23 protein-coding genes are annotated in these 26,644 nt (G+C 72.9%); 18 read left to right on the plus strand and 5 right to left on the minus strand.

Features of this window, described 5'->3' with window-relative positions; genetic code table 11:
• Positions 1-27 precede the first annotated feature (27 nt).
• The 11 genes from ACIPV1_RS01555 to ACIPV1_RS01605 all read left to right on the plus strand — a co-directional run bounded on the left by ACIPV1_RS01555 (position 28) and on the right by ACIPV1_RS01605 (position 12,906).
• A complete protein-coding gene (locus ACIPV1_RS01555; RefSeq protein ID WP_165900983.1) occupies positions 28-873 on the plus strand; it encodes an LLM class flavin-dependent oxidoreductase in 846 nt (281 codons plus the stop codon).
• The gene (locus ACIPV1_RS01560) at positions 870-2,147 is read left to right on the plus strand and encodes an NtaA/DmoA family FMN-dependent monooxygenase (RefSeq protein ID WP_402725641.1); all 1,278 of its coding nucleotides are present in this window, start codon (positions 870-872) and stop codon (positions 2,145-2,147) included. Before ACIPV1_RS01555 ends, ACIPV1_RS01560 begins: the two co-directional genes overlap by 4 nt.
• A gap of 280 nt (positions 2,148-2,427) precedes the next feature.
• Complete coding sequence (locus ACIPV1_RS01565) at positions 2,428-2,859, plus strand: carboxymuconolactone decarboxylase family protein (protein WP_402725642.1); 432 nt, start codon at positions 2,428-2,430, stop codon at positions 2,857-2,859.
• A 10-nt stretch (positions 2,860-2,869) separates the two neighbouring features.
• Entirely contained in the window at positions 2,870-4,075 is a 1,206-nt protein-coding gene (locus ACIPV1_RS01570; RefSeq protein ID WP_402725643.1) for an LLM class flavin-dependent oxidoreductase, read from the plus strand.
• A complete protein-coding gene (locus ACIPV1_RS01575; RefSeq protein ID WP_402725644.1) occupies positions 4,072-5,508 on the plus strand; it encodes an NtaA/DmoA family FMN-dependent monooxygenase in 1,437 nt (478 codons plus the stop codon). The genes ACIPV1_RS01570 and ACIPV1_RS01575 overlap by 4 nt, the downstream gene beginning before the upstream one ends.
• On the plus strand, positions 5,505-6,527 hold the full coding sequence (locus ACIPV1_RS01580; RefSeq protein ID WP_402725645.1) for an LLM class flavin-dependent oxidoreductase: 1,023 nt from the start codon (positions 5,505-5,507) through the stop codon (positions 6,525-6,527). Before ACIPV1_RS01575 ends, ACIPV1_RS01580 begins: the two co-directional genes overlap by 4 nt.
• On the plus strand, positions 6,524-7,498 hold the full coding sequence (locus ACIPV1_RS01585) for an ABC transporter permease (RefSeq protein ID WP_194648287.1): 975 nt from the start codon (positions 6,524-6,526) through the stop codon (positions 7,496-7,498). Before ACIPV1_RS01580 ends, ACIPV1_RS01585 begins: the two co-directional genes overlap by 4 nt.
• The gene (locus ACIPV1_RS01590; RefSeq protein WP_402725646.1) at positions 7,495-8,388 is read left to right on the plus strand and encodes an ABC transporter permease; all 894 of its coding nucleotides are present in this window, start codon (positions 7,495-7,497) and stop codon (positions 8,386-8,388) included. The genes ACIPV1_RS01585 and ACIPV1_RS01590 overlap by 4 nt, the downstream gene beginning before the upstream one ends.
• A complete protein-coding gene (locus tag ACIPV1_RS01595; RefSeq protein WP_402725647.1) occupies positions 8,385-10,019 on the plus strand; it encodes a dipeptide ABC transporter ATP-binding protein in 1,635 nt (544 codons plus the stop codon). Before ACIPV1_RS01590 ends, ACIPV1_RS01595 begins: the two co-directional genes overlap by 4 nt.
• The gene (locus ACIPV1_RS01600; RefSeq protein WP_123938203.1) at positions 10,016-11,680 is read left to right on the plus strand and encodes an ABC transporter substrate-binding protein; all 1,665 of its coding nucleotides are present in this window, start codon (positions 10,016-10,018) and stop codon (positions 11,678-11,680) included. Before ACIPV1_RS01595 ends, ACIPV1_RS01600 begins: the two co-directional genes overlap by 4 nt.
• A complete protein-coding gene (locus ACIPV1_RS01605) occupies positions 11,677-12,906 on the plus strand; it encodes an LLM class flavin-dependent oxidoreductase (protein WP_402725648.1) in 1,230 nt (409 codons plus the stop codon). The genes ACIPV1_RS01600 and ACIPV1_RS01605 overlap by 4 nt, the downstream gene beginning before the upstream one ends.
• Before the next feature lie 444 nt (positions 12,907-13,350).
• Here the strand turns inward: ACIPV1_RS01605 and ACIPV1_RS01610 are convergent, their stop codons facing one another.
• From ACIPV1_RS01610 to ACIPV1_RS01620, 3 genes are all read right to left on the minus strand, one after another.
• Positions 13,351-14,376, minus strand: a complete 1,026-nt coding sequence (locus ACIPV1_RS01610) for an ABC transporter substrate-binding protein (protein WP_402725649.1) — start codon at positions 14,374-14,376, stop codon at positions 13,351-13,353.
• Between the two features lie 65 nt (positions 14,377-14,441).
• The gene (locus ACIPV1_RS01615; protein ID WP_123292652.1) at positions 14,442-15,215 is read right to left on the minus strand and encodes an amino acid ABC transporter ATP-binding protein; all 774 of its coding nucleotides are present in this window, start codon (positions 15,213-15,215) and stop codon (positions 14,442-14,444) included.
• On the minus strand, positions 15,215-16,399 hold the full coding sequence (locus ACIPV1_RS01620) for an amino acid ABC transporter permease (protein ID WP_402725650.1): 1,185 nt from the start codon (positions 16,397-16,399) through the stop codon (positions 15,215-15,217). Before ACIPV1_RS01620 ends, ACIPV1_RS01615 begins: the two co-directional genes overlap by 1 nt.
• 131 nt (positions 16,400-16,530) lie before the next feature.
• Here ACIPV1_RS01620 and ACIPV1_RS01625 point away from each other — a divergent pair, with 131 nt between their 5' ends.
• The 4 genes from ACIPV1_RS01625 (at position 16,531) to ACIPV1_RS01640 (ending at position 20,818) form a co-directional block, all read left to right on the plus strand.
• Complete coding sequence (locus ACIPV1_RS01625; RefSeq protein ID WP_123292653.1) at positions 16,531-16,782, plus strand: DUF4287 domain-containing protein; 252 nt, start codon at positions 16,531-16,533, stop codon at positions 16,780-16,782.
• Between the two features lie 49 nt (positions 16,783-16,831).
• A complete protein-coding gene (locus ACIPV1_RS01630) occupies positions 16,832-17,800 on the plus strand; it encodes a hypothetical protein (protein WP_123292853.1) in 969 nt (322 codons plus the stop codon).
• Positions 17,801-17,876: 76 nt separating this feature from the next.
• Positions 17,877-19,271, plus strand: coding sequence for an alpha/beta fold hydrolase (locus tag ACIPV1_RS01635; protein WP_402725651.1), 1,395 nt, complete (start codon positions 17,877-17,879; stop codon positions 19,269-19,271).
• Positions 19,268-20,818, plus strand: coding sequence for a GMC family oxidoreductase (locus ACIPV1_RS01640; RefSeq protein ID WP_402725652.1), 1,551 nt, complete (start codon positions 19,268-19,270; stop codon positions 20,816-20,818). Before ACIPV1_RS01635 ends, ACIPV1_RS01640 begins: the two co-directional genes overlap by 4 nt.
• 45 nt (positions 20,819-20,863) lie before the next feature.
• On the opposite strand, the gene ACIPV1_RS01645 is transcribed toward ACIPV1_RS01640, so the two are convergent.
• Positions 20,864-21,430: a GIY-YIG nuclease family protein gene (locus tag ACIPV1_RS01645; protein ID WP_402725653.1), complete on the minus strand. Its 567-nt coding sequence runs from the start codon at positions 21,428-21,430 to the stop codon at positions 20,864-20,866.
• 324 nt (positions 21,431-21,754) lie between these two features.
• Positions 21,755-22,600, minus strand: coding sequence for a siderophore-interacting protein (locus ACIPV1_RS01650; protein WP_123938195.1), 846 nt, complete (start codon positions 22,598-22,600; stop codon positions 21,755-21,757).
• A 58-nt stretch (positions 22,601-22,658) separates the two neighbouring features.
• On the opposite strand from ACIPV1_RS01650, the gene ACIPV1_RS01655 reads away from it, so the two are divergent.
• The 3 genes from ACIPV1_RS01655 to ACIPV1_RS01665 all read left to right on the plus strand — a co-directional run bounded on the left by ACIPV1_RS01655 (position 22,659) and on the right by ACIPV1_RS01665 (position 26,567).
• Positions 22,659-23,342 carry a heme oxygenase (biliverdin-producing) gene (locus ACIPV1_RS01655; protein ID WP_402725654.1) on the plus strand — a complete coding sequence of 228 codons (684 nt, stop codon included), beginning with the start codon at positions 22,659-22,661 and terminating at the stop codon, positions 23,340-23,342.
• Entirely contained in the window at positions 23,339-23,632 is a 294-nt protein-coding gene (locus tag ACIPV1_RS01660) for a DUF2470 domain-containing protein (protein ID WP_402725655.1), read from the plus strand. The genes ACIPV1_RS01655 and ACIPV1_RS01660 overlap by 4 nt, the downstream gene beginning before the upstream one ends.
• Before the next feature lie 277 nt (positions 23,633-23,909).
• Positions 23,910-26,567 (plus strand): phosphoenolpyruvate carboxylase, encoded by a 2,658-nt coding sequence (locus ACIPV1_RS01665; RefSeq protein WP_123292659.1) that lies wholly within the window; start codon positions 23,910-23,912, stop codon positions 26,565-26,567.
• Positions 26,568-26,644 lie beyond the last annotated feature (77 nt).

Consider the following 26,644-nt stretch of genomic DNA (forward strand, 5'->3'; position numbering starts at 1 on the left):
CTGCGCACCTCGAACGGGAGGACCACCGTGACCACCGCGCCCAGCGCCCCCGCACCACTCGTCGTCGCCGTCCCGGACACGGACCTCGCCGCGGCGGCCGCCACACCCGGCGGCATCGCCCGACTCGCGGTCCGCATCGTCGGTTCCGGAGCCGCCGTCGTGGCGATCGGCACCGACCGCCTCGACGCGGCGACGAGCACCGGCCACCGGCTGGACCCGACGACCGCGGCGCTCACCCTCGGCCGTGCCCTGCCGGAGCACGGGTTCCTCGTCGCCGTGGCACCGACCCGCGAGCACCCGTACAACGTCGCCCGTCGGGTGCTCTCGCTCGACCACGTCCTGGACGGCCGGGTGGGCATCGTCGTCGGCGCCCGGGACCACGGCGCACCGAGCACCGGAGCCCCGAGCACCGGAGCCCCGAGCACCGGCGCACCGCACGACCCTGCCGAGTTCGCCCGGGTGCTCCGCGGGCTGTGGCGCACCTGGCCGCTCGACAGCATCGTCGGGGACCGCACGTCGGGGGTCTTCGCGCACACCGACCGGATCCGACCGCTCGACCACGACGGCGGGCCGGACGGCTACCGCGTCCGGGGACCGCTCACGACGCCGTCGAGCCGGCAGGGCGAACCCGTCCTCGCGGTCTGGCACGACGTCGACGTGCCCGGGGCGGACCTCGTGCTCGGGGGCGCGGCGCACCCGCTCGCACCGCTGCCGGGGGCGACGGACGGGGCGGAGTCGCACCGGGCCTCCCGGTCGACCGTGACGCGACCTCCACGACCGACGCGACCGACACGACCGACACGACCGACACGTCCGACGCTCCGCGCCCTGCTCGGGCTGGCCGTGCCGGACGCCGCGGCGGTGACCGCGTGACGGGCGCTGGCGGCGGCGCCGGCCTGATCCTCGGCGTGAACCTGCAGGGGTTCGGGCAGCGTCCGGCGGCCTGGCGCACCCAGGACGTCGACCCGACCGACCTGCTCACGGCGGCGTTCTGGGGCGACCTCGGGCGCACCGCCGAACGCGGCCTGCTCGACATGGTCTTCTTCGCCGACCACCCGGCGTTCGGCGACCCGAACGTCCGCGCCTACGGGCTGCTCGAGCCGTTCGTGGCGCTCGGGGCGATCGCCGACGCGACGAGCCACCTCGGGTTGGTCGGCACCGCATCGACGACGTACAACGACCCGTTCGACGTCGCCGAGCGGCTGCTGTCGCTGGACACGGTGTCCGGCGGGCGCGTCGCCTGGAACGCCGTCACCACCTACGACCGCTCGGTCTCCGCCAACTTCGGTGTCGCGACGAACCCCGACCGGCCCGAGCGGTACGCCCGCGCGGGGGAGTTCGTGGACCTCGTGACGGCGCTCTGGCGGTCCGCCGCGACGGGGGAGCCGGTCGTGCACCACGGCGAGTTCCTCGACCTCGAGGGCGTGCTCCGGGTCTCGCCGTCGGTGCAGGGGCACCCGGTCGTGTTCCAGGCCGGGGGATCGCCGCACGGTCGTGACCTGGCGGCGCGGGTCGCCGAGGGCGTCTTCGCCGTCGAGCTGACGCCGGAACCCGCCCGCGAGCACCGGCGCGCGGTCAAGGTCGCCGCCGAGACGTACGGCCGGAGCTCGGCCGACGTCGCGGTCGTGCCCGGACTGTCGCTCGTGCTCGGCAGCACCGAGGCCGAGGCGCAACGCCGGTTCGACGAGCTCGAGGCCCTCGCGCCGGACGGTTACTCGCTCCGGGCGCTCGGGACGCACCTCGACGCCGACCTGTCGGGGCTCGACCCGGACGCGCCGATCCCGTCGGCGGTCCTCGACCGCGAGGTCGACCCGGTCACGTACGGGCCCTCGCTCGGGTACCACGAGACGGTCGTGCGGTGGGTGCGCGCCAACAACACCTCGTTGCGGGACGTGCTGCGGGGCTTCGGTGGGTACGGCGCCCGCATCGTGGTCGGCACGCCCGAACAGGCTGCCGACACCATCGAGGACTGGTACCGCACCGGTGCCGCCGACGGCTTCAACCTGATGATCGACGAGTTCCCGCGGGGCCTCGAGACCGTCGTGGACGAGCTCGTGCCGATCCTGCAGCGCCGCGGGGTGTTCCACCGGTCGTACGAGGACGTGACGTTGCGCGGGCGGTTCGCGGCGCGCGCCCGGGGGCTCTGACCTCGCACCGTGCGAGGTCCGCGGTGCGGCCGCGCTGCCGCACGGTGCGAGGTTGGTCACCCCGTGCGGGCTTGCAGCCCCGCACCAGGTGATCAACCTCGCACCGCCGGCCGACCCCGCCGCCGCCGGCCGACCGCCGCCGCCGCCGCGCGGCCGCGCCCGCGCCGCGCGTGACGCCGTGTGACGGCCGGCCGGCGGCACCGCGTCACACGACGACACCGCCGGTCACGGTCCGCAACACCCGTCGCCTCGGTGCCCCGACCGCCCTAGCGTCGCCGACATGACCGACTACCTCGACCGCGAACAGGACAAGACCTTCACGAAGGTCTACAAGCAGCAGACCCCGGACATCCTCAAGGCCTTCGTCCAGTTCGACGAGTCGGTGTTCCAGGCCGAGGGCCGCGCGATCCCGCTCAAGTACCGCGAGCTCATCGCCCTCGCCGTCGGCATCACCACGCAGTGCGTCTACTGCATCGACGGGCACAGCCAGCGCGCGGTGACGGCCGGCGCGACCGAGGCCGAGCTCGCCGAGGCCGCCTGGGTCGCCACCGCGATCCGCGCCGGCGGCGGGTTCGCGCACGGCCGACTCGGCTTCAAGTTCGGCGCCGGCGCGGCCCTCGCCCACGCGAACCCGGCCGACGCGGCCCCCGCCCACGCGGCCCCCGCCGACGCGGCCCCGGCCGCCGCCGCCCACGCCGCGCACACCCACTAGGAGGACTGCCATGCCCGACCGCATCACCCTCGTCACCGCGCTGCAGGGCGCCGGCTGGCACCCCGCCGCCTGGCGCGTCGCCGGCCCGGCCGCGCAGCGCCTGTCGAGCCTCCGGCACTGGCGCGACGTCGTCGTCGAGCAGGACCGGCTCGGCATCGACGCCGTCACCATCGAGGACTCGTTCACCGCGGGCCCGACGGCTGCCGGCCACGACCTCGACACCACGACCGTCGTCGGACGGCTCGACGCCCTCCTCGTCGCGAACGCGGTCGCCCCCGCGACCCGCGCCGTCGGTCTGGTGCCGACCGTCTCGGTGACGCACACCGAGCCGTTCCACGTCGCCACGGGCCTCCAGACCCTCGACCACGTCTCGCTCGGGCGAGCCGGGTGGCGGATCCAGGTGAGCCCGACGACCCGCGAGGCGGCCCTGTTCGGCCGCCGCCTCGGCGGCGACACCGCCGCCGACCTGTTCGACGAGGCCCGCGAGGCCGCCGAGGTCGTGTCGCGCCTCTGGGACAGCTGGGACGACGACGCGATCATCCGCGACGTCACGACCGGCCGGTTCATCGACCGCGACCGGATCCACAACGCCGAGTACGCGGGCCGTCACCTGTCCGTGCACGGCGCGTCGATCGTGCCGCGGTCGCCGCAGGGCCGGCCGCCGGTCTTCGCCCTGGCCCACCGCGTCGACGCTGCGGCGTTCGCCGTGGACGCTGCGGACGTCGTGCTGGTCACGCCCGGCTACGACGGACGGGAGGCGCGGGACCTGTTGGACGAGGTCCGTCACCTCGAGCAGGTGGCCGGGTCGGACGTCCGTCGTCCGGTCCTCGCCGACCTCGCGGTGCTGATCGGGTCCTCGACCGCTGCCGCGGCCGACGAGCTCGCCGCGCTCGACGCCGCTGCCGGTGCCCCGTACGCCGTCGGCTCCGGCTCGGACACGTCCGTGCTCGCGACGACAGTGCCCGAACTCGTGTCGCTGATCGGGGACCTGCGGGGCCTCGGTTTCGCCGGCGTCCGGCTCCGCCCCCTGCGCATCCCGATCGACAGCACCGCCATCGCCAGGCAGCTCGTCCCCGCCCTCGTCACCGCCGGGCTCCGCGCCGACGTGGCGTCCCGTCCCACCGCCGACCTGCGCACGCGGCTCGGCATCGCCCCGGCGGTCAGCCGGTACGCGTCCGCACCCGCCGGTTCCGTCTCTGTGGAGGTCTCAGCATGAGCACCAAGCGTCAGGTCCACCTCGCCGCCCACTTCCCCGGCGTGAACAACACCACGATCTGGAGCGACGACCGCGCCGAGAGCCAGATCGCGTTCTCGTCGTTCGAGCACTTCGCCCGCAACGCCGAGCGCGGGTTCTTCGACTTCCTGTTCCTCGCCGAGGGCCTGCGGCTCCGCGAGCAGAAGGGGCGCATCCACGACCTCGACGTCGTCGGGCGCCCGAACACCCTCGCGGTCCTGGCCGCCCTGGCCGGGGTCACCGACCACATCGGTCTGGTCGGCACCCTGCAGACGACGTTCAACGAGCCCGTGGAGCTCGCGAAGCAGCTCGCCACGCTCGACCACCTGACCGACGGCCGTGCCGGGTGGAACGTCGTGACGAGCTCGGACGCGTTCCACGGCGCGAACTTCCGCCGCGGCGGGTTCCTCGACCACGCCGACCGGTACACGCGCGCCGCCGAGTTCATCGCGCTGTCCCGCGAACTCTGGGACTCGTGGCAGGCCGACGCCGTCGTCGCCGGCACCGCCGCGGGCGGCGCGCTGGCGGACGGCGTGTTCGCCGACCGGTCGCGCATCCGCGACGTCGACCACCACGGCGCGCAGTTCGACGTCACCGGTACGTTCCCGGTGCCCCGCAGTCCGCAGCGGCACCCGGTGATCGTGCAGGCCGGTGACTCCGACGAGGGGCGCGACCTCGCCGCCACGAACGCCGAGGTGATCTTCTCGCTGCACACCGAGTTCGACGACGCGCAGGCGTTCTACCGCGACGTGACCGAGCGGCTCGAGCGGGTCGGCCGGTCGAAGGACGAGCTGCAGATCCTGCCCGGCGCGACGTTCGTGATCGGGTCGTCGGCGGACGACGCCGAAGAACGGTCGAACGCCATCCGTCGTGCCCAGGTCAGTCCGGCCACGGCGATCGCGTTCCTCGAGCAGGTCTGGAACCGCGACCTGTCGTCCTACGACGTCGACGGCCCGCTGCCGACGATCGAACCCGACTACGAGGGCACCGCGATCACCCGCGGGCGCGCACGGCACACCCGCGACGTCCCCGCGCTCGTGCAGTCCTGGCGGGACCTGGCCGAGGCCGAGCACCTGTCCATCCGCGACCTCGTCATCCGCGCCTCGACCCGCGGCGGGTTCGTCGGGACGGCGTCGCACATCGCCGCCGAGATCGACCGGTACGTGCAGGAGCGCGCCACCGACGGGTTCGTCGTCGTGCCGCACACCAACCCGTACGGCCTCGACGAGTTCGTCGACACGGTCGTCCCGCTGCTGCAGGAGCGCGGTGTCTACCGGCAGTCCTACGACGAGGGGGCGACCCTCCGGCAGACGCTCGACCTGCCCGGCACGATCCGCGACCGTTCGGCCGCCGCACGCACGGCCGCTGCGGCGGGTCCGGCGCGTGCGGCAGCGTCCGCCGGGGTGCTCGCGTGACGATCTCGAGCCTCGCGATCCTGGTCCCTGGCAACTTCGAGGACGACGCCCCAGCCGACGGTCTCGAGGCCACCCTCGACCTGTTCGCCACGGCCGAGCGGCTCGGCGTCGACGGCGCCTGGGTCCGGCACCGGCACCTCGAGCACGGCATCGGCTCGGCCGCAGTCTTCCTGGCTGCGGCGTCGCAGCGCACCACGTCCATCGAGCTCGGCGTCGCCGTCGTGCCGATCGGGTGGGAGAGTCCCTTCCGCCTGGCCGAGGACTTCTCGCTCGCCGACGTCCTGGCGCACGGTCGGCTGCAGGTCGGGCTGTCCACCGGGTCGCCGCACGCCGAGATCCTCGGTGACCTGGTGTTCGACGGCGACTGGCGCGCGTTCGACCGCGGGTACGGGCGGGTCTCCCGGTTCGTGGAGAACCTGCGCGGCGCGTTCCTCGGCGCGGACGACACCGTCATCCAGAGCCCCGGGAACGTCCAGCGCCCCCGGTTGCAGCCCTATGCCCCGGGTCTGGTCGACCGGGTCTGGTACGGCGGCGGGTCGCTCCGGTCGGCCTCCTTCGCCGGCAGTTCCGGGCTCAACCTGCTGCTCGGCAACCTCACCTCGGGTGAGGGCACCGACGACTACGGCACCGCCCAGCGGAACCAGCTCGCGGCGTACCGCGCCGCGCTGCCGACCGGGCGAACGCCCCGCGTGGCCTGGGGCCGGTGCGTCGTACCGACCGACTCGGCCGACCGGGTCTCGCGCGAGCGGTACCGCACCTGGTACGAGTCCCGTCTCGCACGGCAGACCGCGCCCCAGGGACCGCGGCGGACCCTGTTCTCGGCCGACCTGGTGGGGCCCGCCGAGCAGATCGTCGAGCAGCTCGTGCACGACGCCACGCTCGCCGAGGTCGACGAGTTCCGGGTCGAGCTGCCCTACGAGTTCGCCGGTGACGAGTACGAGCAGATCGTCTCGGACGTCGTGGCGAAGGTCGCACCGGCGCTCGGGTGGACGCGCGCCCGGACGGCGGTGGCTGCATGACCCGCTACGTGCTCTCCCGTATCGGCCAGGCCGTGCTCGTGCTCTGGGCGGCGTGGACGATCTCGTTCTTCGTCCTCTACGTGCTGCCGAGCGACCCGGCCCGCATCATGGTCGGCCCGGACGCCACCGACGTCACGGCGGCGCAGCTCGACGCGCTCCGGCACCAGTACGGCCTCGACCAGCCGGTGCTCGTGCAGTACGTCCAGCACCTCGGCGCCCTGCTCACCGGCGACCTCGGCCGCTCGATCGGCGTCGGTCGACCGGTCGCCGACGTCATCGGCGAAGCGATCGCGCCGACCGCCCAGATCGCGGTCGCCGGCCTCGTGCTCGCGATCGTGTTCGGCGGCGGGATCGCGGTCCTCGCGACGTGGACCCGGAACCGGGCCCTCGGCCAGTTCCTGCTCCAGCTGCCCCCGATCGGCGTCGCCGTCCCCGGGTTCTGGTTCGCGCTGCTGCTGGTGCAGTGGTTCTCGTTCGGGCTGCACGTGTTCCCGGCGTTCGGTGGCGAGGGCCCAGCGTCGGTCGTCCTGCCGGCGATCACCCTGGCGCTGCCGACCGGTGCCACGATCGCCCAGCTGCTGTCGAAGTCCCTCGTCCAGACGCTCCGCGAGCCGTACGTGGACACCGCGTACGCCAAGGGTGCCGGGCGCTGGCGAGTACAGCTCCGGCACGCGCTCAAGAACGCTGCGCTGCCCGCACTCACCGTGACGGGACTCATCGTCGGACAGCTGTTCTCCGGCACCGTCGTCACCGAGACGGTGTTCTCCCGCCCGGGCCTCGGCCGGGTCACCGCCACCGCCGTGCAGCAGCAGGACATCCCGGTCGTGCAGGGCATCGTGCTGCTCGCCGCCGCGGTCTTCGTCGTCGTGAACCTGGTCGTCGACCTCGTGTACCCGCTGCTCGACCCGCGCGTCGTCGTCGCTCGCACCACCCCGTCCAGCGCCACCGAACCGAAGGCGGTCCCCGCATGACCGAGACCACGCAGCTCGCCATCGGCCGCCCCGCGTCGCTCGTCAGCGACCGCGTCCCCGGCGGCACGACGACAGCGCTCCGCGCGCTCGTCGCCCGTCCGACGCTCACCATCGCCATCGTCTGGCTCGCCCTCGTCGTCCTCGCCGCGCTCCTGCCCGGAGCACTCACCCACCACGACCCGCTCGCCGCCGACCCGGCCGCCAAGCTCACCGCTCCCGACGCCGCGCACTGGTTCGGCACCGACCAGCTCGGCCGCGACCTGTACGCCCGCGTCGTGCACGGCACCGCGCTCACGCTGCAGGCCGCGGTCCTCGCGATCGTCATCGGCCTGGTCGGCGGCTCGCTCGTCGGGCTCGTCGCCGGCTTCATCGGCGGGGTCGTCGACGCCGTGCTGATGCGCGTCGCCGACGTCCTACTGGCGATCCCGTGCCTGCTGCTCTCGTTGACGATCGTCACCGTGCTCGGCTTCGGCACCGTGAACGTCGCGGTGGCGGTCGGCGTCGCGAGCATCGCCACGATCGCCCGCATCATGCGCTCCGAGGTCGTCCGGGTCCGCACCGCGCCGTACGTCGAGGCGGCGAGCGCGAACGGCAACCGCTGGTGGCGCGTCCTGCTCGTGCACGTGCTGCCCAACGCGGCCGGTCCCGTCCTGGTGCTCGCCGCCCTCGAGTTCGGCACCGCGATCCTCGCCGTCTCCAGCCTGAGCTTCCTCGGCTACGGCGCGCAGCCTCCGCAGCCCGAGTGGGGTTCCCTCGTCGCCACCGGGCGCGACTACATCGCGTCCTCGTGGTGGCTCACGACCATCCCCGGCCTGGTGATCGCCGTCACGGTGCTCGCCGGCAACCGCGTCGCCCGCGCGCTCGACACCGAACGGAGGGCCGTCCGATGAGCCTGCTCAGCATCCAGGACCTGACCGTCACCTACGGCCGCGGGAGCAGCGCGCGCACCGCGGTCCACGGCGTCTCGCTCGAGGTCGGCCGCGGCGAGCGCGTCGCCATCGTCGGCGAGTCCGGTTCGGGCAAGTCGACGACGGCGCACGCGGTCCTCCGGCTCCTGCCCGCAGCGGCGGCCCTGACGGGAGGCACGGTGCGGCTCTCCGGGGCGGCCGACGGAACCGGGGACCTCGACCTGGTCACCGCGACCGACCGCCAGGTGCGGTCCGTGCGCGGCGTCCGGATCGGCTTCGTGCCACAGGACCCGACGGTGTCGCTCAACCCCGTGACGCGGATCGGCACCCAGGTCGCCGAGGTGCTCCGGATCCACGGACTCGCCACCGACGCCGAGGCCCGGGAACGCGCCGTCGAGGAGCTCCGCCGTGCCGGCATCGACCGTCCCGAGCTCCGCGCGCGGCAGTACCCGCACGAGCTCTCCGGCGGGATGCGGCAGCGGGTGCTCATCGCGATCGCCCTGATCGGCGACCCCGAGCTGCTCGTGGCGGACGAACCGACGAGCGCGCTCGACGTCACGGTCCAGCGGACGATCCTCGACCACCTGGACCGGCTCGTCGCCGAACGGGGCACGAGCGTGCTGTTCATCACGCACGACCTCGGGGTCGCCGCTGACCGGGCCGACCGCATCGTCGTGATGTCCGAGGGGCGGATCGTCGAGCAGGGCACCCCGGCTGAGGTGCTCGGCGCACCCCGTGAGGCGTACACGCGCGCGCTGATCGCAGCGGCGCCCAGTCTCGACGACGTGACCGCGTCCGTGGGGGTCCGCACGGGCCTCCCGGCAGACGGCGACCCACTCGTCGTCGCGACCGGACTGCGGAAGTCCTTCGACCGCGTGACCGCCGTCGACGGGGTGGACGTGACCGTCCCGCGGGGCCGCACCCTGGCGCTGGTGGGGGAGTCCGGGTCGGGCAAGTCGACCACCGCGCGCCTCGTGCTCGGACTCGAACGCTCGGACGCCGGCAGCGTGCGGTTCGACGGTGCCGACGTGGGCGGAGCCCGCGGTGCGGCGCTGCGGGCGTATCGGCGGCAGGCGCAGATCGTGCAGCAGAACCCGTACGCGGCGCTGCACCCGCGGCTGTCGGTGGGGGCGGTGATCGCGGACCCGCTCGCGGCCTTCGGCATCGGCACCCGGCGGTCCCGTACGGCTCGGGCGGCGGAGCTGCTCGACCTCGTCGCGCTGCCGTCGTCCGTGCTCGGTCGTCGACCGGCGGAGCTGTCCGGCGGACAGCGGCAGCGTGTGGCGATCGCCCGCGCGCTCGCACTCGACCCGTCGTTCATCGTCCTCGACGAACCCGTCTCCGCACTCGACGTGTCCGTCCAGGCGCAGATCCTCGACCTGCTCGCGGAGCTGCAGTCGACGCTCGGCGTCTCCTACCTGTTCATCTCGCACGACCTCGCCGTCGTCCGTCGCATCGCGCACGAGGTGTCCGTCCTGCGGGGCGGCCGCGTCGTGGAGCACGGCGATGTGGCGCAGGTGCTGCACGACCCGCAGCACGAGTACACGCGCGCACTGCTCGACGCGATCCCGGGACGATCCCGGCGCGTCCCCACCACCGAAGGAGTCTCATGACCACCCACCGCACCCCGTTCCGTCTGGTGGCCGCGATCGCGGCCGGCACCGCGGCGGCCCTGGTCATGGCGGGCTGCTCATCGGGCGGTACCGCGTCGACGTCCTCGTCGTCGAAGCCCGTCGACGGCGGCTCGCTCACCTACGCCATCGCGAACGACCCGATCACGCTCAACCCGACGGGTACCGGCGCGGGCAACGACACGCTCGCGATCACCCGGCAGCTCGTCGACTCGCTGCTCTGGCAGGACCCGTCCGACGGCTCGCTCAAGCCGTGGCTCGCGACGAAGTACTCGGCGAACGCCGACGCCACCGCGTTCACGTTCGACCTGCGCTCCGGTGTCACGTTCTCGGACGGCACCGCGTTCGACGCGACGGCCGTCAAGGACACCTTCGACGACATCGCCTCGGCCGGCGCATCGAGCACGGCCGCCGCGTACTTCTCCGGCTACGAGGGGACGAAGGTCGTCGACGACGACACGGTCGAGGTCGACTTTTCGACGCCGAACGCCGCGTTCCCGAACGCCACGTCGTCGGTCGCCCTCGGCATCGTCGCCCCGAAGACCACCGAGACCCCGTTCGAGGACCGCGCCGACGGGAAGGCCGTGATCGGGACCGGACCGTTCACGCTGCAGTCGTACACGAAGAACACGTCCACGATCCTGACGAAGCGAAAGGACTACGACTGGGGTCCCGCTGCCCGCGGCGGCTCCGGAGCAGCGCACCTGTCGAAGGTCACGTTCCAGGTCGTGCCCGAGGCGAGCGTCCGCACCGGCAGCCTGCAGTCCGGGCAGCTCGACGCGATCAGCAGCGTGCAGCCGAGCGACGTCGACACCCTGCAGGCGCAGTACGACCTCGTCACCCGCGCCAACCCGGGCCAGGTGTTCGGTCTGACGTTCAACCAGAAGCGGCCGATCGTGTCGGACCTCGCAGTCCGGAAGGCGATCGCACAGGCCGTCGACCCGAAGGCGGTCCGCGACACCTCGCTGAACGAATTGTTCAAGGTCGCGGACTCGGTCCTCGGGTCGACGACGCCCGGGTACGCGGACACGTCGTCGGGTTCGTCCACGTCGTCGGGCTCGGCCGCGTCGTCGGGTTCGGCCGCGTACGACCCCGCCGCAGCGAAGAAGGCGCTCGACGACGCTGGCTGGGAGAAGGGCTCCGACGGCATCCGCTCGAAGGACGGCACGAAGCTGCAGCTCAAGCTCGTCTGGATCACGAACTTCGGACCGAACCAGACGTCCCTCGAGCTGATCCAGCAGGAGCTCGGGAAGGTCGGCGTCGGCGTCACGCTCGAGAGCGGGACCGTGCCGCAGTACCTCGCCAACCTGACGAGCGGCGACTGGGACCTGTCGTGGGACAACAGCTCGCGCGCCGACGGTGACGTCCTGCGGTCGAAGTTCTCCAGCTCGGGTGCACAGTCGATCGGCGCGTCGGACAAGACGCTCGACGCGCTCTTCACGAAGGAACTGTCGCAGTCGTCGGCGTCCGACCGGTCGGCCACCTTCGGGGAGATCCAGCAGCGAATCGCGTCGCAGGTCGACTTCGTCCCGGTGCACGAACTCACCAGCATCATCGCGCCGGCGACGGACGTGCACGGCATCGTCTTCGGGGCCGACACCCGGCTCGACCAGCTGACCGGCGCGTGGAAGGACGCCTCGTGAGCGCCGCTGGCTCCGTCCCGCTCTCGGTGCTCGACCTGGTGCCGGTCACCGCCGGGTCGTCCGCAGCCACGGCGCTGCACCGCACCGTCGACCTGGCCGTCGCCGCGGAACGTGCCGGGTACGCCCGCTACTGGCTCGCCGAGCACCACCTCAACCCCGGTGTCGCGGGCAGCGCGCCGACCATCGTGATCGGAGCGGTCGCCGCGGCCACGTCGACGATCCGGGTCGGCAGCGCGGCGACGCTCGTCGGCAACGTCCGCGGGCTGCAGATCGCCGAGACCTTCGGCACCCTCGCGGCGCTGTACGGGCCGCGGATCGACCTCGGGCTCGGCCGCTCCGGGGCGCCGGCACCCGGTACCCCCAAGCCGCCGTCGCTCGCGCCCCGTTCGGACGAGGTCGTCGACGGACTGCTCGTGCCCGCACCGTTCGACTTCCACATCGCACCGGGCAGCCGGTTCGCCCTGCAGGGGGAGCTGCTCGGACGCGTCCCCGGTGACGTCGACCGGTTCGAGGGCGAGCTGTCCCTCATCCGGGCGCTGTTCGCCGGCACCTGGTCGCGGGACGGCGCCGTGGTCGAGGCGCCGCCGGCAGCAGGAGCGTCCGTCGAACTGTGGATCCACGGGTCGACCGGCGGTGAGAGCGCCCGGGTCGCCGGAGCACTCGGACTGCCGTACGGCGCGAACTACCACACGTCGCCCGGCACGGTCCTGGCGTCGGTGCAGGCCTACCGCGACGCGTTCCACCCGGGGGTGCTCGAGGCACCGCACGTCATCGTGTCGGCGGACGTCGTCGTCGGGCGCACGGAGGCCGAGGCCGCGGAGCTGTCGCTCGGGTACGCGGAGTGGGTGCACTCGATCCGCTCCGGCGTCGGGGCGATCGAGTACCCGACGCCGTCCGCGGCACGTGCTGCGCCGCTCGCTGCGGCAGAGGCGGCGTCGGTCGCCGATCGGCTCGCCACCCGGTTCGTCGGCGACGCTGCGGCCGTCGCGGACCGCCTCGAGGTCCTGCAGCGGGCGACCGGCGCGGACGAGCTCCTGGTGACGACGATCACGCACGACCACGACGCCCGGGTGCGTTCGTACGAGCTGCTCGCGGCGGAGTGGGCGGCGCGGGGTGCTGGTGCTGGTGCTGGTGCTGCGGGTGCGGGTGCTCGTGCTGGTGCCGGTGCCGGTGCCGGTGCTGGTGCTGCGCGTGCCGGGGCTGGCGTGGGTGCCGGGGTGCGCTGACCGAACTGGTCCGTGTCGACCCGGAACGACGAGCTCGATGTCGCACGACATCGGGCTCGTCGTTCGTGCGCGCGTGCAACCGGTGGCGCATGCAACGAGCGACACCGTGGTCGTCGTGCGACGTCGACGATGTCGTTCGGGGTCGGTGCGCGTGGGGTCCATGCGCGTGCATCTTCCGACGATCCACCCGTCGATCGTCAGGTGGATCGTCGTCCTATGCGCATGCATCGAGTGCGCGTGCATGTTCCGACGATGCACGCGTCGATCGCCTCGTGGAATGTCGGACGATGCACGCGCAACGAGCGACATCGTGGTCGTCGTGCGACGTCGACGATGTCGTTCCGCATCGGCGCCGACCACCCGCGCGCGCACAGAACGACTCCCTCGACGTCGTGCGACATCGAGGGAGTCGTTCCGAGTCGTTCGGACCCGCCCGAACCCGGCTCAGCTCGCGTCGAGCGGCAGCCCCTCGGGGTTGACCTCGGAGTGCTCCACGGCCTCGTTCGACAGGTTGTACGACTTGAGCCACTTCGCGTACGTGCCGTCGTCGATCAGCTCGTCGATGGCGTCCGCGATGGGCTCGGCGAGCCCGCTGTCCTTCTTCGTCGTCGCCGCGATGAGTCCCTGCAGGTCCCCGCCGGCGCCGGAGAACGTGCCGGCCGTCTTCGTGGGGTTCGCGCCGTCCGCGCTCAACGTGTTCTGGTAGGCGACCGTCGGGTTCGGCCCGAAGTAGGCGTCGATCTTGCCGGAGTCGAGCGCCAGCTTCACGGCGTTGCCGTCCGGGTAGTACTTGATCGTGATCGTCTTGCCCTGCTTCGCGAGGTCGGCCTTCCAGCCGAGCAGGATGAGCTCCTGGTTGGTGCCGGAACTGACGGCGACGGTCTTGCCGGCGAGCACGGACGGGTCGTCGTCGAACGTCAACGAGGAGTCCTCCGGCACCTGCAGCGCGAGGTTGTCCTGGCGGTACGAGGCAAAGTCGTACTTCTCCTTGCGCTGCTCGGTCACCGTGATGTTCGAGAACCCGGCGTCGTACTTGCCGCCGTCGATCCCGACGAACAGGTTGTCCCACGTGGCGTTCTGCACCTGGGCTTCGAGGCCGAGCTTCGCGGCGACGAGACGACCGAGGTCGGGCTCGGAGCCGGTCAGTGTCTTCTGGTCGTCGCCGGTGAACGCGAGCGGCGGGAACCCGGCCGGCAGCGCACCGATGCCGACGACGAGCTTGCCGGACTTCTTGATCGACGCCGGGAGTTCGTCGTGCAGCTTCTCGTCCGCGTCGACCGTGACCTTCGTCTCGGTGGCGGCACCGTTCGACGCGGCGCCGATCGTGACCGTGCCGTCCGACGCGCCGGAGCCCGAGCCGGAGCCGGCCGTCGCCGACGTGGCGCACCCGGCGAGGGCGACGACGACTCCGGTGGCGAGGACGAGGGCGCCGGCGCGGTTCCGCCAGCGTGCGGGGGTGGTGGGGGACATGGTTCTCCTGGGATCGGGTGGAAGGGGAAGGTGGAAGGGGAAGAAGGAACGTCGAGGGGACGGCGTCAGCGGACGCGGGACAGGAAGTCCCGCGTGCGAGCGTGCTGCGGATCGTCGAGCACCTGGGCGGGGGAGCCCTGCTCGACGATGCGGCCGTGGTCGAGGAACACGACGTGGTCGGCGACCTCGCGGGCGAAGGCGATCTCGTGCGTGACGATGACGAGCGTGGTGCCCGTGTCCGCCAATCCCCGGATGACGCCGAGCACCTCGCCGACGAGCTCCGGGTCGAGTGCCGAGGTCGGCTCGTCGAGCAGCACGACCGACGGTTCGAGTGCCAGTGCCCGCGCGATGGCCACGCGCTGCTGCTGCCCGCCGGAGAGTTGCCGCGGCCGGGTGTCGCCACGGTCACCGAGTCCGACGCGCTCGAGCAGGGCCGCCGCACGGTCGCGCGCCACGGCACGGGGGACCCCGGCGGCGATGGGCCCCTCGGCCACGTTCTCGAGCGCGGTCAGGTGCGGGAACAGGTTGAAGTGCTGGAACACGAAGCCGATCCGCGACCGCTGCCGCAGGATCAGGCGCTCGGGGAGTTCCTTGTAGCGGGGGACCCCGTCGCGCCCGGTCCGGAGCCGGACGCCGATCGTCTCGCCGCCGACCGTGACGACGCCGCGGTCGAGCGGTTCGAGGTGGTTGATCGCGCGCAGCAGCGTGGACTTCCCGGACCCGGAGGGGCCGAGCACCACGGTGACGCTCCCGGACGGCAACGACAGGTCGACGCCGTCGACGACGACCGTGTCACCGAACGCCTTGACGGCTCCGTGGATGCTGATCGCTGCGCTCATCAGATGGTCCTGTCGTCGATGGTGGAAGCGGGGCCGGACGCGACCACGCGCGCGCCGGAGGCAGCCTGCCGGGCGCGATCCGGGCCTCCAGGCCGTCCCGACCCACGTCCGGAACCGCGACGCACGGCGGCCCGCACCCGCTGGAACGGCGTGGGCGGCAACGCCCGGACCGAGCCGCGGGCGGTCCACCGCTCGACGTAGTACTGCACGACCGACACCGCGCTGGTGAGCGCGAGGTACCAGAGCGTCGCGACCACGAGCAGCGGGATGATGTCGGTCGGGTAGGTGCTCGACAGGTTCTGCACCACCCCGAACAGGTCGAGCAGCGACACGTAGAACAGCAGCGACGACGCCTTGAGCAGCCCGACGACCTGGTTCACGAACGCCGGCACGATCGACCGCAGTGCCTGCGGCAGGATCACCCGCACGAACTGGCGACGCCGGGGGAGCCCGAGGGCCTGCGCGGCCTCGTGCTGGCCGTGGTCGACGGCGAGCACGCCGGCGCGGACGATCTCGGAGGCGTAGGCGATCTCACTCAGGCTCAGGCCGATCACCCCGATGGCCAGGTCGCCGAGGACGTTGGCCGTGGTGACCTCGACCTGCGGCCCGAACGGGATCCCGATGCCGATCGTCGGGTACAGCGACCCGAGGTTGTACAGGAAGACGAGCACGAGGATGAGCGGCACGGAGCGGAACAGCCAGACGTAGCCCCACGCCAACCCGGACAGCACCGGGTTGCGCGAGAGCCGGGCGATCGCGACGACGATGCCGCCGGTGAAGCTGATGACCGCGCTCAGCGCCGTCGCGAGGAGCGTGAGCTGCAGGCCGGTCAGGATCGCCGGGCTGAACAGCCACTTCCCGACGGCCGGCCAGCCCCACGACTCGTTCGTGAACAGCGTCTCGACGAAGTTCAGGAGCACCACCAGCACGACGGCTGCGGCGATCCAGCGCAGCGGGTGCCGCTGCGGGAGGACGGGTCGGTCGAGCGCGGCGCGTCCGGCGGCGTCGACGGAGGTGTCGGTCGCGTCGGCCGGGTCGGTCGCGACGGTCGCGACGGTCGGCCGGGAGGCCCGTGGTGCGCCCGGCGTTCCGGCCGCGTGGTCGACGCCGGTCGCGTCGACCCCGTCGGTGCCGGCGACGGCGCTGGTCGCGCCGCGGGGCAGTCCCGTTCTGGTGTCGGTCATGTCGCGACCGTAGAAGGGTCGCGGTGCCTGGACAACGCACCGTGAAACACACCGCTACGGGGCGGAACGCTGCGTCACAGTCGCCGCGCGCATGACGTTCCGTGACGCCGGGTGCGCAGTACTGTTCTGCCATGACAGCGCACCGCGTGACCGCTCCAGCGCCCCCGGCGGACGGCAGCACGGCGAAGGGGCCGGCGTCGTACTTCCCGAGCATCGAGAAGACGTACGGCCGCCCGGTCCAGGAGTGGCTCGACCTGGTCGCCGAGCAGCTCGACGAGCACCCGCACATGCAGGTCGTCGCCTGGCTGAAGACCGAGCACGGGCTCGGCCACGGCCACGCGAACGCGCTCGTCGCGTACGCGAAGCAGGCCCTCGCGGGCTGAGTGCACCCCGGTTTCCCGCAGTGTCGGTGGCGGTGCCTAGCGTGTGGACGTGGCCGAACCCGTCGACGCGTGGTGGCGCCGCCGACAGTGGTCGCGCGGCGAGGCGGTGCCGTACGCCGTCGGGCAGTTCCGCGCCGACTGGGCGCCGTACCCGGTGCTCATCCGGCAGTACCACCCGGACTGGAACCACGGCGTCGTCCTGACCCAGGTCCCGCCGGCGGCCGAGGTCCTGCTGACGTGGGAGTGCGACGTCGGCCACGTCTTCGTCGCCACGCCGTCCGAACAGCGCTCCCGGCCGGGTCGTGAACGCCGACGCTCGGTGTGGTGCCCGGAGTGCGCGGTGCAGGCGCAGCCCCAGCGCTGGCCGGTCCTGCCGTCCGACTGGCCGTCGCAGGTACCGGTCCCACAGCGGGTCGTCCGGGCCACCGGTCGCCAGACCCTGCCGGCCGCGCCCTCCCGCGGCACCCCGGCCGGTGCCGTCGCCTCGAGCCGCACCCGCGCACGTCGACCGGCGCCGGGCACGCCGCGACGTCCGAGTCAGCCGGTGCCCCGCACGATCTGCCCGAAGACCCCGCGGCTGCCCTCGGGCGAGTCCTTCACGAGCGTCTGCGCCCCGGCGACGGCGTCCGCGGTCGAGGCGGAGCTCCGCGCGGCGCTGTCCGACCGGTTCGCGTTCACCTACGACCACTCCGCGATCCGCCTCGACCGGCCGTTCTTCGACCACGTCGAGGTCTGGCCGGACATCATCCTGCCCGAGCTGCGCGTCGCGATCGAGTACGACTCGACCGGTCGCCACGGCCTCGAGCACGTCGGCCCGCGGCAGGACACCGACCGCAGGAAGGACCGCGCCGTCCGCGCCGTCGGCTGGGAGGTCGTGCGCATCCGCACCGGACGCCTGCCGGCGCTCGGGCCGTACGACCTGCAGGTGTCCGGCATCTCCGGCCGGACCGTCGACCGGCTCGCCGACACCCTGCGGGAGATCCGCGGCGACCTCTTCGTGGACGCGTACGCGCGGTGACAGATCGGGGTACAGGATTCGCCGACGGGGTACACCCCGCCTGGGTCCACCGCGGAGCGACCGGTAGGCAAGAGGAGTGACCCCTGCGTTCTGCCTCCACGCGTTGGGGGCGAGCTCCGAGGAGTTCGCCCTGCTCCGCCGTGCCCTGATCCGCGACGACCTCGAACTCATCGGGATCGACCTGCCCGGCTTCGGCCGCAGCCCGGCGTCGTCCGGCACCACCGTCGAGGAGATGGCCGTCCTCGTCGAGCGCGCGATCGGCGCCAGTGGCGCGAGCGAGTGGGTACTGGTCGGTCACTCCATGGGGGGCAAGGTCGCCACGGTCGTCGCCGACCGCACGATGTCCGGCGCGAACGGCCTGTTCGGGTTGCGCGCCGTGGTGCTGCTCGCGGCCTCGCCGCTGGCGCCCGAACCGATGGACGACGACCGCCGCGCCGCGATGCTCTCCTGGGCGGCGGACGGCCCGATCAGCGCGGCACACGCCGCCGAGTTCGTCGACGCGAACACCGCGTCCACCCTGGCGCCCGAGCGGCACACGACGGCCGTGCAGGACGTCGAGCGCGCCGATCCCGAAGCGTGGACGGCGTGGCTCACACGCGGCAGCCGCGAGGACTGGTCCGACGCGGCCCCGAACCCCGTGCCGGCTCTCGTGCTCGCCGGTGCCGAGGACGGCGATCTGGACGCCGAGGCACAGCGGCGCCTGACGCTGCCGCACTGGCCCGACTCGGAGCTCCACGTCGTCGAGGGTGCTGCCCACCTGCTGCCGTGGGAGCAGCCCGAGGCGGTGGCGGACCGCATCCGCGACTTCTGGACCCGCCGGTTCACCGGGGCGCCCGTCGTGCCCGTCGAGCAGGCACGGGTGATCGCCTCGCCGCGGGTCAGCGCGCGCATGCGCTCCCTGTTGGCGGCCCGGGCGCTGCCCGACGACCCGACCGCCGAACCGCGAGCGCTCACTGCTCGGCAACTCGACACCCTCCGTGCGATCGCGCGCATCGTCGTGCCGCAGCCCGGCGACGGTCAGGTGGACCTCGCCCTGCGCGTCGACGACCAGCTCGCCGCGGGGCTCGGTGACGGATGGCGGGTCGACGGCATGCCCACCGACCTCGAGGCGTACCGGGCAGCGCTCGACGTGCTCGCCGGGCCCGCGCAGGACGGCGCGCTCGACAGAGCCCTGCAGGACGTGGCCGCCGGTCGGTACGGCGCCGACGGTGTGCTCGACGCCGTGATGGATGCAGCACAGCTGCGCGCTTGGTACGAGGACGCCAGCGTCGACCTCGTGAAGCACTGGCTCGCGCACCCCGCGACGATGGCGGCCATCGATTTCGACGGCTTCGCGAACGGGGGCGACGGCGTCCGCAAGCAGGGCTTCCAGTTGCTCGCCGCCGACCAGCGCGAGGCCTGGGAGCCACCGGCACCCGACCGTCGCGACGACACGCACGACGACACCACGACGACGGAAGCAGCACGATGAGACTCGGCGGACAGCGCACCTACGGCACGGACGACGTCGTCGACGTGGTCGTCGTCGGCACCGGAGCAGGCGGAGCGCCCCTGCTGGCCTCCCTGGCCCGACGTGGCCTGCGGGTCGTCGCCCTCGAGGCCGGTCGCAACACCGAGCCGGGCGAGCACGTGCCCGACGAGGTCGCCGCCCCCGGGGACATCAACTGGATGGACGAGCGGCTGAGCGGCGGCGGCGCACCGACGGCGTTCGGCCCGAACAACAGTGGCACCGGAGTCGGTGGTTCGACGCTGCACTGGGGCGCGTTCACCCCGCGTCCGAGCACGCACGACCTGTCGCTGCGCTCAGCGTCCGGTGTCGGCGAGGACTGGCCGATCAGCCACGCCGAGCTCACCGGGTGGATCGAGCAGGTCGAACACGACGTCGGGGTCGCTGGCCCCGAGCACTACCCGTGGGACCCGTCGCGCCGCTACCGGATGCGTCCGCCGGCGCGCAACGCCTCGTCGGACATGATGATGCGCGGGGCGGCGGCCGCCGGCATCACCGCGACCGACGCCCCCGTCGGGCTGACCACCGAGGACCGCCACCAGGAGCACCACGGCCTGCGGCACGCCTGCGTCTCCTGCGGCTCGTGCCACCAGGGCTGCCGCAACGGCGCGAAGGTCTCGATGGACACCACCTACCTGCCCGCCGCGGTGGCGTTCGGCGCCGAGATCCGGCCGGACTCCTTCGTGCACGGCATCGAGCTCGATGCTTCCGGCGAGGTCAGCGCCGTGCTGTACACCCACGACGGCCGCGAACACCGGCAGCGCTGCCGGGCCCTCGTGCTCGCCGCCGGCGGCATCGAGACCCCGCGCCTGCTGCTGCACACCGGGCTCGCGAACAGCAACGACCAGGTCGGCCGGAACTTCACCGCGCACGGCGCCACCCAGGTCTGGGCACGGTTCGACGAGTCGATGCGCTCCTACCGCGGGTACCCGTCGTCGATCATCACCGAGGACTTCGTCCGCCCCGCCGACGCGGACTTCGCCGGCGGGTACCTGATCCAGAGCCTCGGCGTGCAGCCGCAGACCTTCGCCAACACACTCATCCGGGGTGGCGGCCTGCGCGGCGCCGAGCTCGTGCGGGCGCTGCAGGACTACCCGCACTCCGCGGGCGTCGGCATCAACGCCGAGTGCCTGCCGTACGACGACAACCGGCTGGTCCTCGCGGACGAGGTCGACGAGCACGGCGTGCCACGAGCCCGGGTCTCGTTCACCCCGGGCGCGAACGAGGACGCGATCCGCCGCCACGCCGTCCGCACCATGACGACCATCGTCGAGGCCGCCGGCGGCAAGGACGTCCGGGTCCTCGAGCGCACCGCACACACCATCGGCACGGCACGCATGGGCGCGGACCGCGAGACCTCGGTCGTCGACCCGGACGGCCGCTCGTGGGACGTCCCGAACCTGTGGATCGCCGACAACTCGGTGTTCCCGAGCGCCGTCATCGCGAACCCGGCGCTGACGATCATGGCGCTGTCCCTGCGCACCGCCGACCGGATGCTCCGCGCGGCCTGACGGCCTGGGCGGGCCGCCAGCGCGGACACGCTCCGGCCCGCTCGGTCAGCCGCGCAGGGCGAGTGCCTCGCTCGTCCACCGGGCGTGCAGGTCCCACGGGTCGTCCGCCCCGGCGGCGACGGCGTCGACGTGCGCGAGCAGCTCCGGTGTCGCCCGGAACCACTCGGTGCCGGGATACCGGGTGGCCGCGAACTGCGCGTGCCGCCGACGTTCGAGTGACCGGTCGCCCCGCTCGAACGCCAGGAGGTCCTGGTGCGGGATCGCGGCCAGCCGCTGCCTCGGGTTCATCGTCGTGCCGATCTTCACCCGGTCGCCGAAGTCGTCGCGCATCCGCACGTAGTACACGACGTCGACCCGCGGGGGAGCGAGGTCGCCGTCGGGCACGTCGCCCCACCGCCACTCGCACCGTGCGCAGACGAACGCCGCCGGGAACCGCACCCCGACACGGGATCCGCACACCGGGCACGGGCCCGGCAGGGCGTCCTCGACCCCGACGTGCTCGGCCGCGAACTCCGTCACCAGCGTGACGTGCGTCGCACAAAGGGGCACGCCCGCGAGCGCGTCCGCAGCGGGGCCCGCGCAACCCGGCACGCAGCACGACGAGGTGACCATGCCCGGAACGCTAGCCGGACCCACCGACGTGCCCCGGGCCTCCCGGCCGCCCTGCGCACCCGCGCACCCACGCCGGACCGGCGCGTACCTGCCGGGTACGGGCGTACCTGGTCGGTTGGAACGACCAGGTACGCCCGTTCCCGCTTCCCACCGCACCCGCTCTGGGAAGAACCGGGCGTACCTGCCGGGACCGGGGCGCGCCCGAGCCGGACCGGTGCGTACCTGCCGGGGACGGGCGTACCTGGTCGGTTGGGACGACCAGGTACGCCCGTTTCCGCTTCCCACCGCAACCGCTCTGGGAAGAACCGTGCAGGCCGAGACCCGTCAGTCGGTGAAGATCACGCCGACCGGCTCGCGCTTCTCCTCCTGGAACTGGTCCTCGCCGCGGCCGAGCGCCCAGTAGGCCGACAGCGACATCTCGCGCTTCTCCAGCCCCCAGTCGTCCTGCAGCAGCCGACGGATCGCCTTCATCGCGGTCCGCTCGCCGTGTGCGAACACCTGGACCGGCCGGGAGGCACGGGGCAGCGCCCGGGCCGCGTCCAGCAGGAGCGTGCCCGGCTGGGCGCCGGTGGCGTCGCGGTGCAGCCACCGCAGGTCGACCCCGGCCGGGTGCGCGATCTCCTGCTCGTCGGCAGGGCCGGCGACCTCGACCAGGGCGACGCCCGTGGCCGTGTCGGACATCGACTCCAGCGCGGCGCCGATGGCCGGCAGGGCGCTGTCGTCGCCGAGCAGGACGTGGGTGACGTCCGGGTCGTCGACGGGCGCGTAGCCACCGCCGGGACCGGACAGCGCGAGCTTGTCGCCCGGCTGCGCCGCTGCGGCCCAGGGCCCGGCGAGCCCGTCGTCGCCGTGCACGACGAAGTCGACGGCGATCGTCTTCGCCGAGTGGTCGACGGCCCGCACCGTGTAGGTCCGGCGGGCCGGTCGGTCCTGCTTCGGCAGCGTCTCGCGCAGTTCCTCGAGGTCGTACGGGGGCTCGAGGCCGAGCGACGGCTTGGCGAGCAGGAGCTTGACGTACTTGTCGGTGGCGGCCAGCTTGTCCGGGTCGGCCGTGCCCACGAAGTCGTCGAAGGCCGGGCCACCGAGGTGGACGCGCACCATGTGGGGCGACAGTCGCTCGGTGCGGTCGACGACGAAGACGTGCTGGGGGCGTTTGGGCTTGGAGCTCATCGGTACGAGCGTCCTCTCTCCTGCTTGACGTTTGTCGAACTAAGGTTAGCCTTACCTCATGGACACGACCGTCATCCCGTTCTCCGAGCTGCTGCGCAAGCGCACGCGTCGCTCGCACGGTTCCTCGGCCGGGAACGGCTTCATGCACGACCTGCTCGGCGGGAAGTGCGACGTCGCCGACTACGCGGCGTTGCTCGGACAGTACTCGTTCGTCTACGACGCCCTCGAACGTGCGGCCGAGCGGATGGCGGACCACCCGGTGGCGGCGCCGTTCGTCACCTCGCAGCTGACCCGGATGCCGGCGATCCGCGCCGACCTCGAGTACCTGATCGGCCCGGACTGGTCCGAGCTGGTCTGCCCGCTCCCCGCCACGACGGCGTACGTGCGGCGGCTCAACGAGGTCGCGGCCGAGTGGCCGGGCGGCTTCGTCGCGCACCACTACACGCGGTACCTCGGCGATCTGTCCGGCGGGCAGATGATCGGTCGGATGCTCTCCGACCAGTTCGGCTTCGACACGAACGGCGTCCTGTTCTACATCTTCGACCAGGTCGCGGACCCGAGTGCCTTCAAGGACACCTACCGCGCGCAGCTCGACGCGGCGCCGTGGACGGCCGAGGAGCAGGAGCTGGTCATCGCCGAGGTCGAACTGGCGTACTCGCTCAACAACGGCCTGCTCGAGGGGCTCGACGCCCGGCTTCGCCCGGTGACCGACGGGGTCGGCGACGTGGCGGTGACCGCGTGACCGAGCCGTTCGACGACGAGGCCCGCCGCGCGGTCCTCCGGCACATGAACGCCGACCACGCGGCCGACAACCTGGCGATCGTCCGCGCGAACGGGGCCGCGACCGCCGTGGCCGCGACCATGACCGAGATCGACGCGATCGCCGGTGTCTGGCTCGCCCGGCTCGACGACGGCGACGAGGAACAGGTCATCGTGCCCTGGACGTCGCCGCTGACCGACCGCCGCTCGGCGCGGGTGCAGATCGTCGAGGTCCACTCCGCCGCGCAGGCCCAGCTCGCCGAACCGAGCTGAACCGAGCCGATCCGCGCTGATCCGAGCTGATCTGAGCCGATCCGCGCCGACCACAGACCCGCCGGGATCGCGGACCGCGTCGCAACTGCAGGGGTGCTCCCGCGACGCGTCGCGATCCCGGCGTCCCCCCCTCCCTGCATGCCTGCGCTGAGCGCGCGTCCGCGTTCCGGGCGCCCTGCCCGCTGGTCCGTCCGGACGGTCGACGTCACGGGTGGCCGCGGGCCGATACGCTGCTCGGAGCCGGGACGGTGTTCCCGGACGACCCCGAAAGGACCCCATGACGGCGATCGACGGATCGGCGCGCCATGAGCGCGCTCGGGACGACGTCAGCGGCGCGGTCGACAGTGACCTGCGCGCCGACGTGCGCTACCTCGGCAACCTGCTCGGCCGGGTGCTGCGCGAGAACGGCGGCGACGAGCTGCTGCGTGACGTGGAGTCGCTGCGTGCGGCCGTGATCGACGCCTACGAGGGCGACCACGCCGAGGGTGCTGCCCGCGCGCAGACCCTCGTGTCCGCGATGTCGGCCGAGCGCGCCGAAGCGGTGGCGCAGGCCTTCACGACGTACTTCCACCTCACGAACCTGGCCGAGGAGCACCACCGCGTGCGGGTGCTCCGGCAGCGCGGCGACGACGGCGGCCTGGCCGGCGACTCGTTCCCGGCGACCTACGCGGAACTCGTGGCCGAGGTCGGCGAGGCCGAGGCGGCCGAGCGACTCCGGACGCTGCGGTTCCACCCGGTGCTGACCGCACACCCGACCGAGGCCCGCCGTCGTGCGGTCACCACGGGCGTGCGGCGCATCACGGACCTCATCGACGAGCGCGACCGCTCGAAGAACGCCACCGCGCGTGCCGAGAACGAGCGACGGCTGCTCGAGGAGATCACGACGCTCCTGCGCACCTCGCCGCTCCGCACGACCCGTCCGACCCCGCTCGACGAGGTCCGCACCGCGATGAGCGTCTTCGACCAGACGCTGTTCGAGATCGTCCCGCAGGTCTACCGCCTGCTCGACGACCGGCTGCAGGGCGACGACGCCGGTCGCGCACCGGTGACGGCGCCCGCGTTCGTGCGGTTCGGCACCTGGATCGGCGGCGACCGCGACGGCAACCCGCACGTTACCGCCGACATCACGCGCCAGGCTGCGGAGATCGCGGCCGAGCACATCCTGATCGGGCTCACCCGTGCCACCACCCGCATCGGCAGCGCCCTGACCCTCGACGCGAGCGACACCCCGGCCGACGCCGGGCTCACCGCGCTCGTGGCGGCGCAGGAGTCACTCGACCCGGGCATCGCCGAGCGCATCGGCGTCCGCGCCCCGAACGAGACGCACCGTCGCGCGCTCCTGTTCACCGCCGCGCGCATCGACGCCACCCGCCAGGGCACGACGCCGCTCGCGTACGACGGCCCGGACGCCCTGCTCGCCGACCTCCGCACGATCCAGGCGTCGCTCGTCGCCGCCGGCGCGATCCGGCCGGCGAACGGCGAGCTGCAGAACCTCATCTGGCAGGTCGAGACCTTCGGGTTCCACCTGGCCGAGCTCGAGGTCCGGCAGCACTCGCAGGTGCACCGCACGGCCCTGGCGGAGATCCGGGCCGGCGGCGCGCTGAGCGAGACCACCGAAGAGGTCCTCGCGGTCTTCCGGACCATCGCCGACCTGCAGGACCGCTACGGGGTCCGTGCCGCCAGCCGGTACATCGTGTCCTTCACGCAGTCGGCGGCGGACCTGGCGAACGTGCACGAGCTCGCCGTCGCCGCACTCGGCTCACCCGAGGCCGCCCCGGTGCTCGACGTCATCCCGCTCTTCGAGACCTTCGCCGACCTGCACGCCAGCGTCGACATCCTCGACGAGGCCGTCCGCACCGAGACGTTCCAGCGTCGTCTGGCCGCCACCGGCCGTCGGCTCGAGGTCATGCTCGGCTACTCGGACTCGTCGAAGGACGTCGGTCCGGTCTCCGCGAACCTGGCGCTCTACGACGCCCAGGCCCGCATCGCCGACTGGGCGCGGGACAACGAGGTCGAGCTCACCCTGTTCCACGGTCGCGGCGGTTCGCTCGGCCGCGGCGGCGGGCCGGCCAACGAGGCCGTCCTCGCGCAGCCGCCGGGATCGATCGACGGTCGCCTGAAGCTCACCGAACAGGGCGAGGTCATCTTCGCGCAGTACGGCGACCAGGACATCGCGGCCCGTCACCTCGAGCAGATGGCCTCGGCCACCCTGTTCGCGTCGTCGCCGTCCAACGAGGCGCGCACGGCCGCTGCGGCCACCCGGTTCGCCGACCTCGCGCAGCAGCTGGACGACGTCTCGCGCGTCGCGTTCTACGACCTGGTCAAGGCGGACGGGTTCGCTCCGTGGTTCGCACGGGTCACCCCGATGGAGGAGATCGGTCTGCTCCCGCTCGGCTCCCGCCCGGCCCGCCGCGGGCTGTCGGTCGAGTCGCTCGAGGACCTCCGGGCGATCCCGTGGGTGTTCTCGTGGACCCAGGCGCGGATCAACCTGGCCGGTTGGTACGGGCTCGGCTCCGCGCTCGAGGCGGTCGGCGACGTCGACGTCCTGCGTGCCGCCTACGCCGAGTGGCCGTTGTTCGGCGCGATGATCAAGAACGTCGAGATGTCGCTCGCGAAGACCGACGAGCACATCGCCCGCCGGTACCTCGAGCTCGCGGACCGCGACGACCTCGCCGCCAAGGTGCTCGACGAGATGACGCGGACCCGTGACTGGGTGCTCCGGATCTCGGGTGGCAGCGACGTGCTCGAGGACCGTCCGGTCCTGGCCCGGGCCGTGCGCCTGCGCAGCCCCTACGTCGACGCCCTGTCGCACCTGCAGCTCCGCGCGCTCCGGTCCATCCGGACGACGGGCAGCACCGACCCGACGGACGCCGACCACCGTCTGCTCCTGCTCACCGTGAACGGGATCGCCGCCGGCCTGCAGAACACCGGCTGACGCCGGCAGCCCCGCACCGTCGAGTGGTCACGAACCGTCGGCTCCGTCGTCGCCGCGCGACGGTTCGCGACCACTCG

The organism is Curtobacterium sp. NPDC089991, assembly GCF_044748425.1.
Taxonomy (GTDB): domain Bacteria; phylum Actinomycetota; class Actinomycetes; order Actinomycetales; family Microbacteriaceae; genus Curtobacterium.

What these genes read in the sequence shown, in the direction of transcription:
- ACIPV1_RS01600 (WP_123938203.1), top strand. Translation starts at nt 10,016, where the DNA reads ATGACCACCCACCGCACCCCGTTCCGTCTGGTGGCCGCGATCGCGGCC.
- ACIPV1_RS01585 (WP_194648287.1), top strand. Translation starts at nt 6,524, where the DNA reads ATGACCCGCTACGTGCTCTCCCGTATCGGCCAGGCCGTGCTCGTGCTC.
- ACIPV1_RS01625 (WP_123292653.1), top strand. Translation starts at nt 16,531, where the DNA reads ATGACAGCGCACCGCGTGACCGCTCCAGCGCCCCCGGCGGACGGCAGC.
- ACIPV1_RS01595 (WP_402725647.1), top strand. Translation starts at nt 8,385, where the DNA reads ATGAGCCTGCTCAGCATCCAGGACCTGACCGTCACCTACGGCCGCGGG.
- ACIPV1_RS01645 (WP_402725653.1), bottom strand. Translation starts at nt 21,430, where the DNA reads ATGGTCACCTCGTCGTGCTGCGTGCCGGGTTGCGCGGGCCCCGCTGCG.
- ACIPV1_RS01615 (WP_123292652.1), bottom strand. Translation starts at nt 15,215, where the DNA reads ATGAGCGCAGCGATCAGCATCCACGGAGCCGTCAAGGCGTTCGGTGAC.
- ACIPV1_RS01655 (WP_402725654.1), top strand. Translation starts at nt 22,659, where the DNA reads ATGGACACGACCGTCATCCCGTTCTCCGAGCTGCTGCGCAAGCGCACG.
- ACIPV1_RS01610 (WP_402725649.1), bottom strand. Translation starts at nt 14,376, where the DNA reads ATGTCCCCCACCACCCCCGCACGCTGGCGGAACCGCGCCGGCGCCCTC.
- ACIPV1_RS01575 (WP_402725644.1), top strand. Translation starts at nt 4,072, where the DNA reads ATGAGCACCAAGCGTCAGGTCCACCTCGCCGCCCACTTCCCCGGCGTG.
- ACIPV1_RS01570 (WP_402725643.1), top strand. Translation starts at nt 2,870, where the DNA reads ATGCCCGACCGCATCACCCTCGTCACCGCGCTGCAGGGCGCCGGCTGG.
- ACIPV1_RS01565 (WP_402725642.1), top strand. Translation starts at nt 2,428, where the DNA reads ATGACCGACTACCTCGACCGCGAACAGGACAAGACCTTCACGAAGGTC.
- ACIPV1_RS01640 (WP_402725652.1), top strand. Translation starts at nt 19,268, where the DNA reads ATGAGACTCGGCGGACAGCGCACCTACGGCACGGACGACGTCGTCGAC.
- ACIPV1_RS01665 (WP_123292659.1), top strand. Translation starts at nt 23,910, where the DNA reads ATGACGGCGATCGACGGATCGGCGCGCCATGAGCGCGCTCGGGACGAC.
- ACIPV1_RS01590 (WP_402725646.1), top strand. Translation starts at nt 7,495, where the DNA reads ATGACCGAGACCACGCAGCTCGCCATCGGCCGCCCCGCGTCGCTCGTC.
- ACIPV1_RS01620 (WP_402725650.1), bottom strand. Translation starts at nt 16,399, where the DNA reads ATGACCGACACCAGAACGGGACTGCCCCGCGGCGCGACCAGCGCCGTC.
- ACIPV1_RS01650 (WP_123938195.1), bottom strand. Translation starts at nt 22,600, where the DNA reads ATGAGCTCCAAGCCCAAACGCCCCCAGCACGTCTTCGTCGTCGACCGC.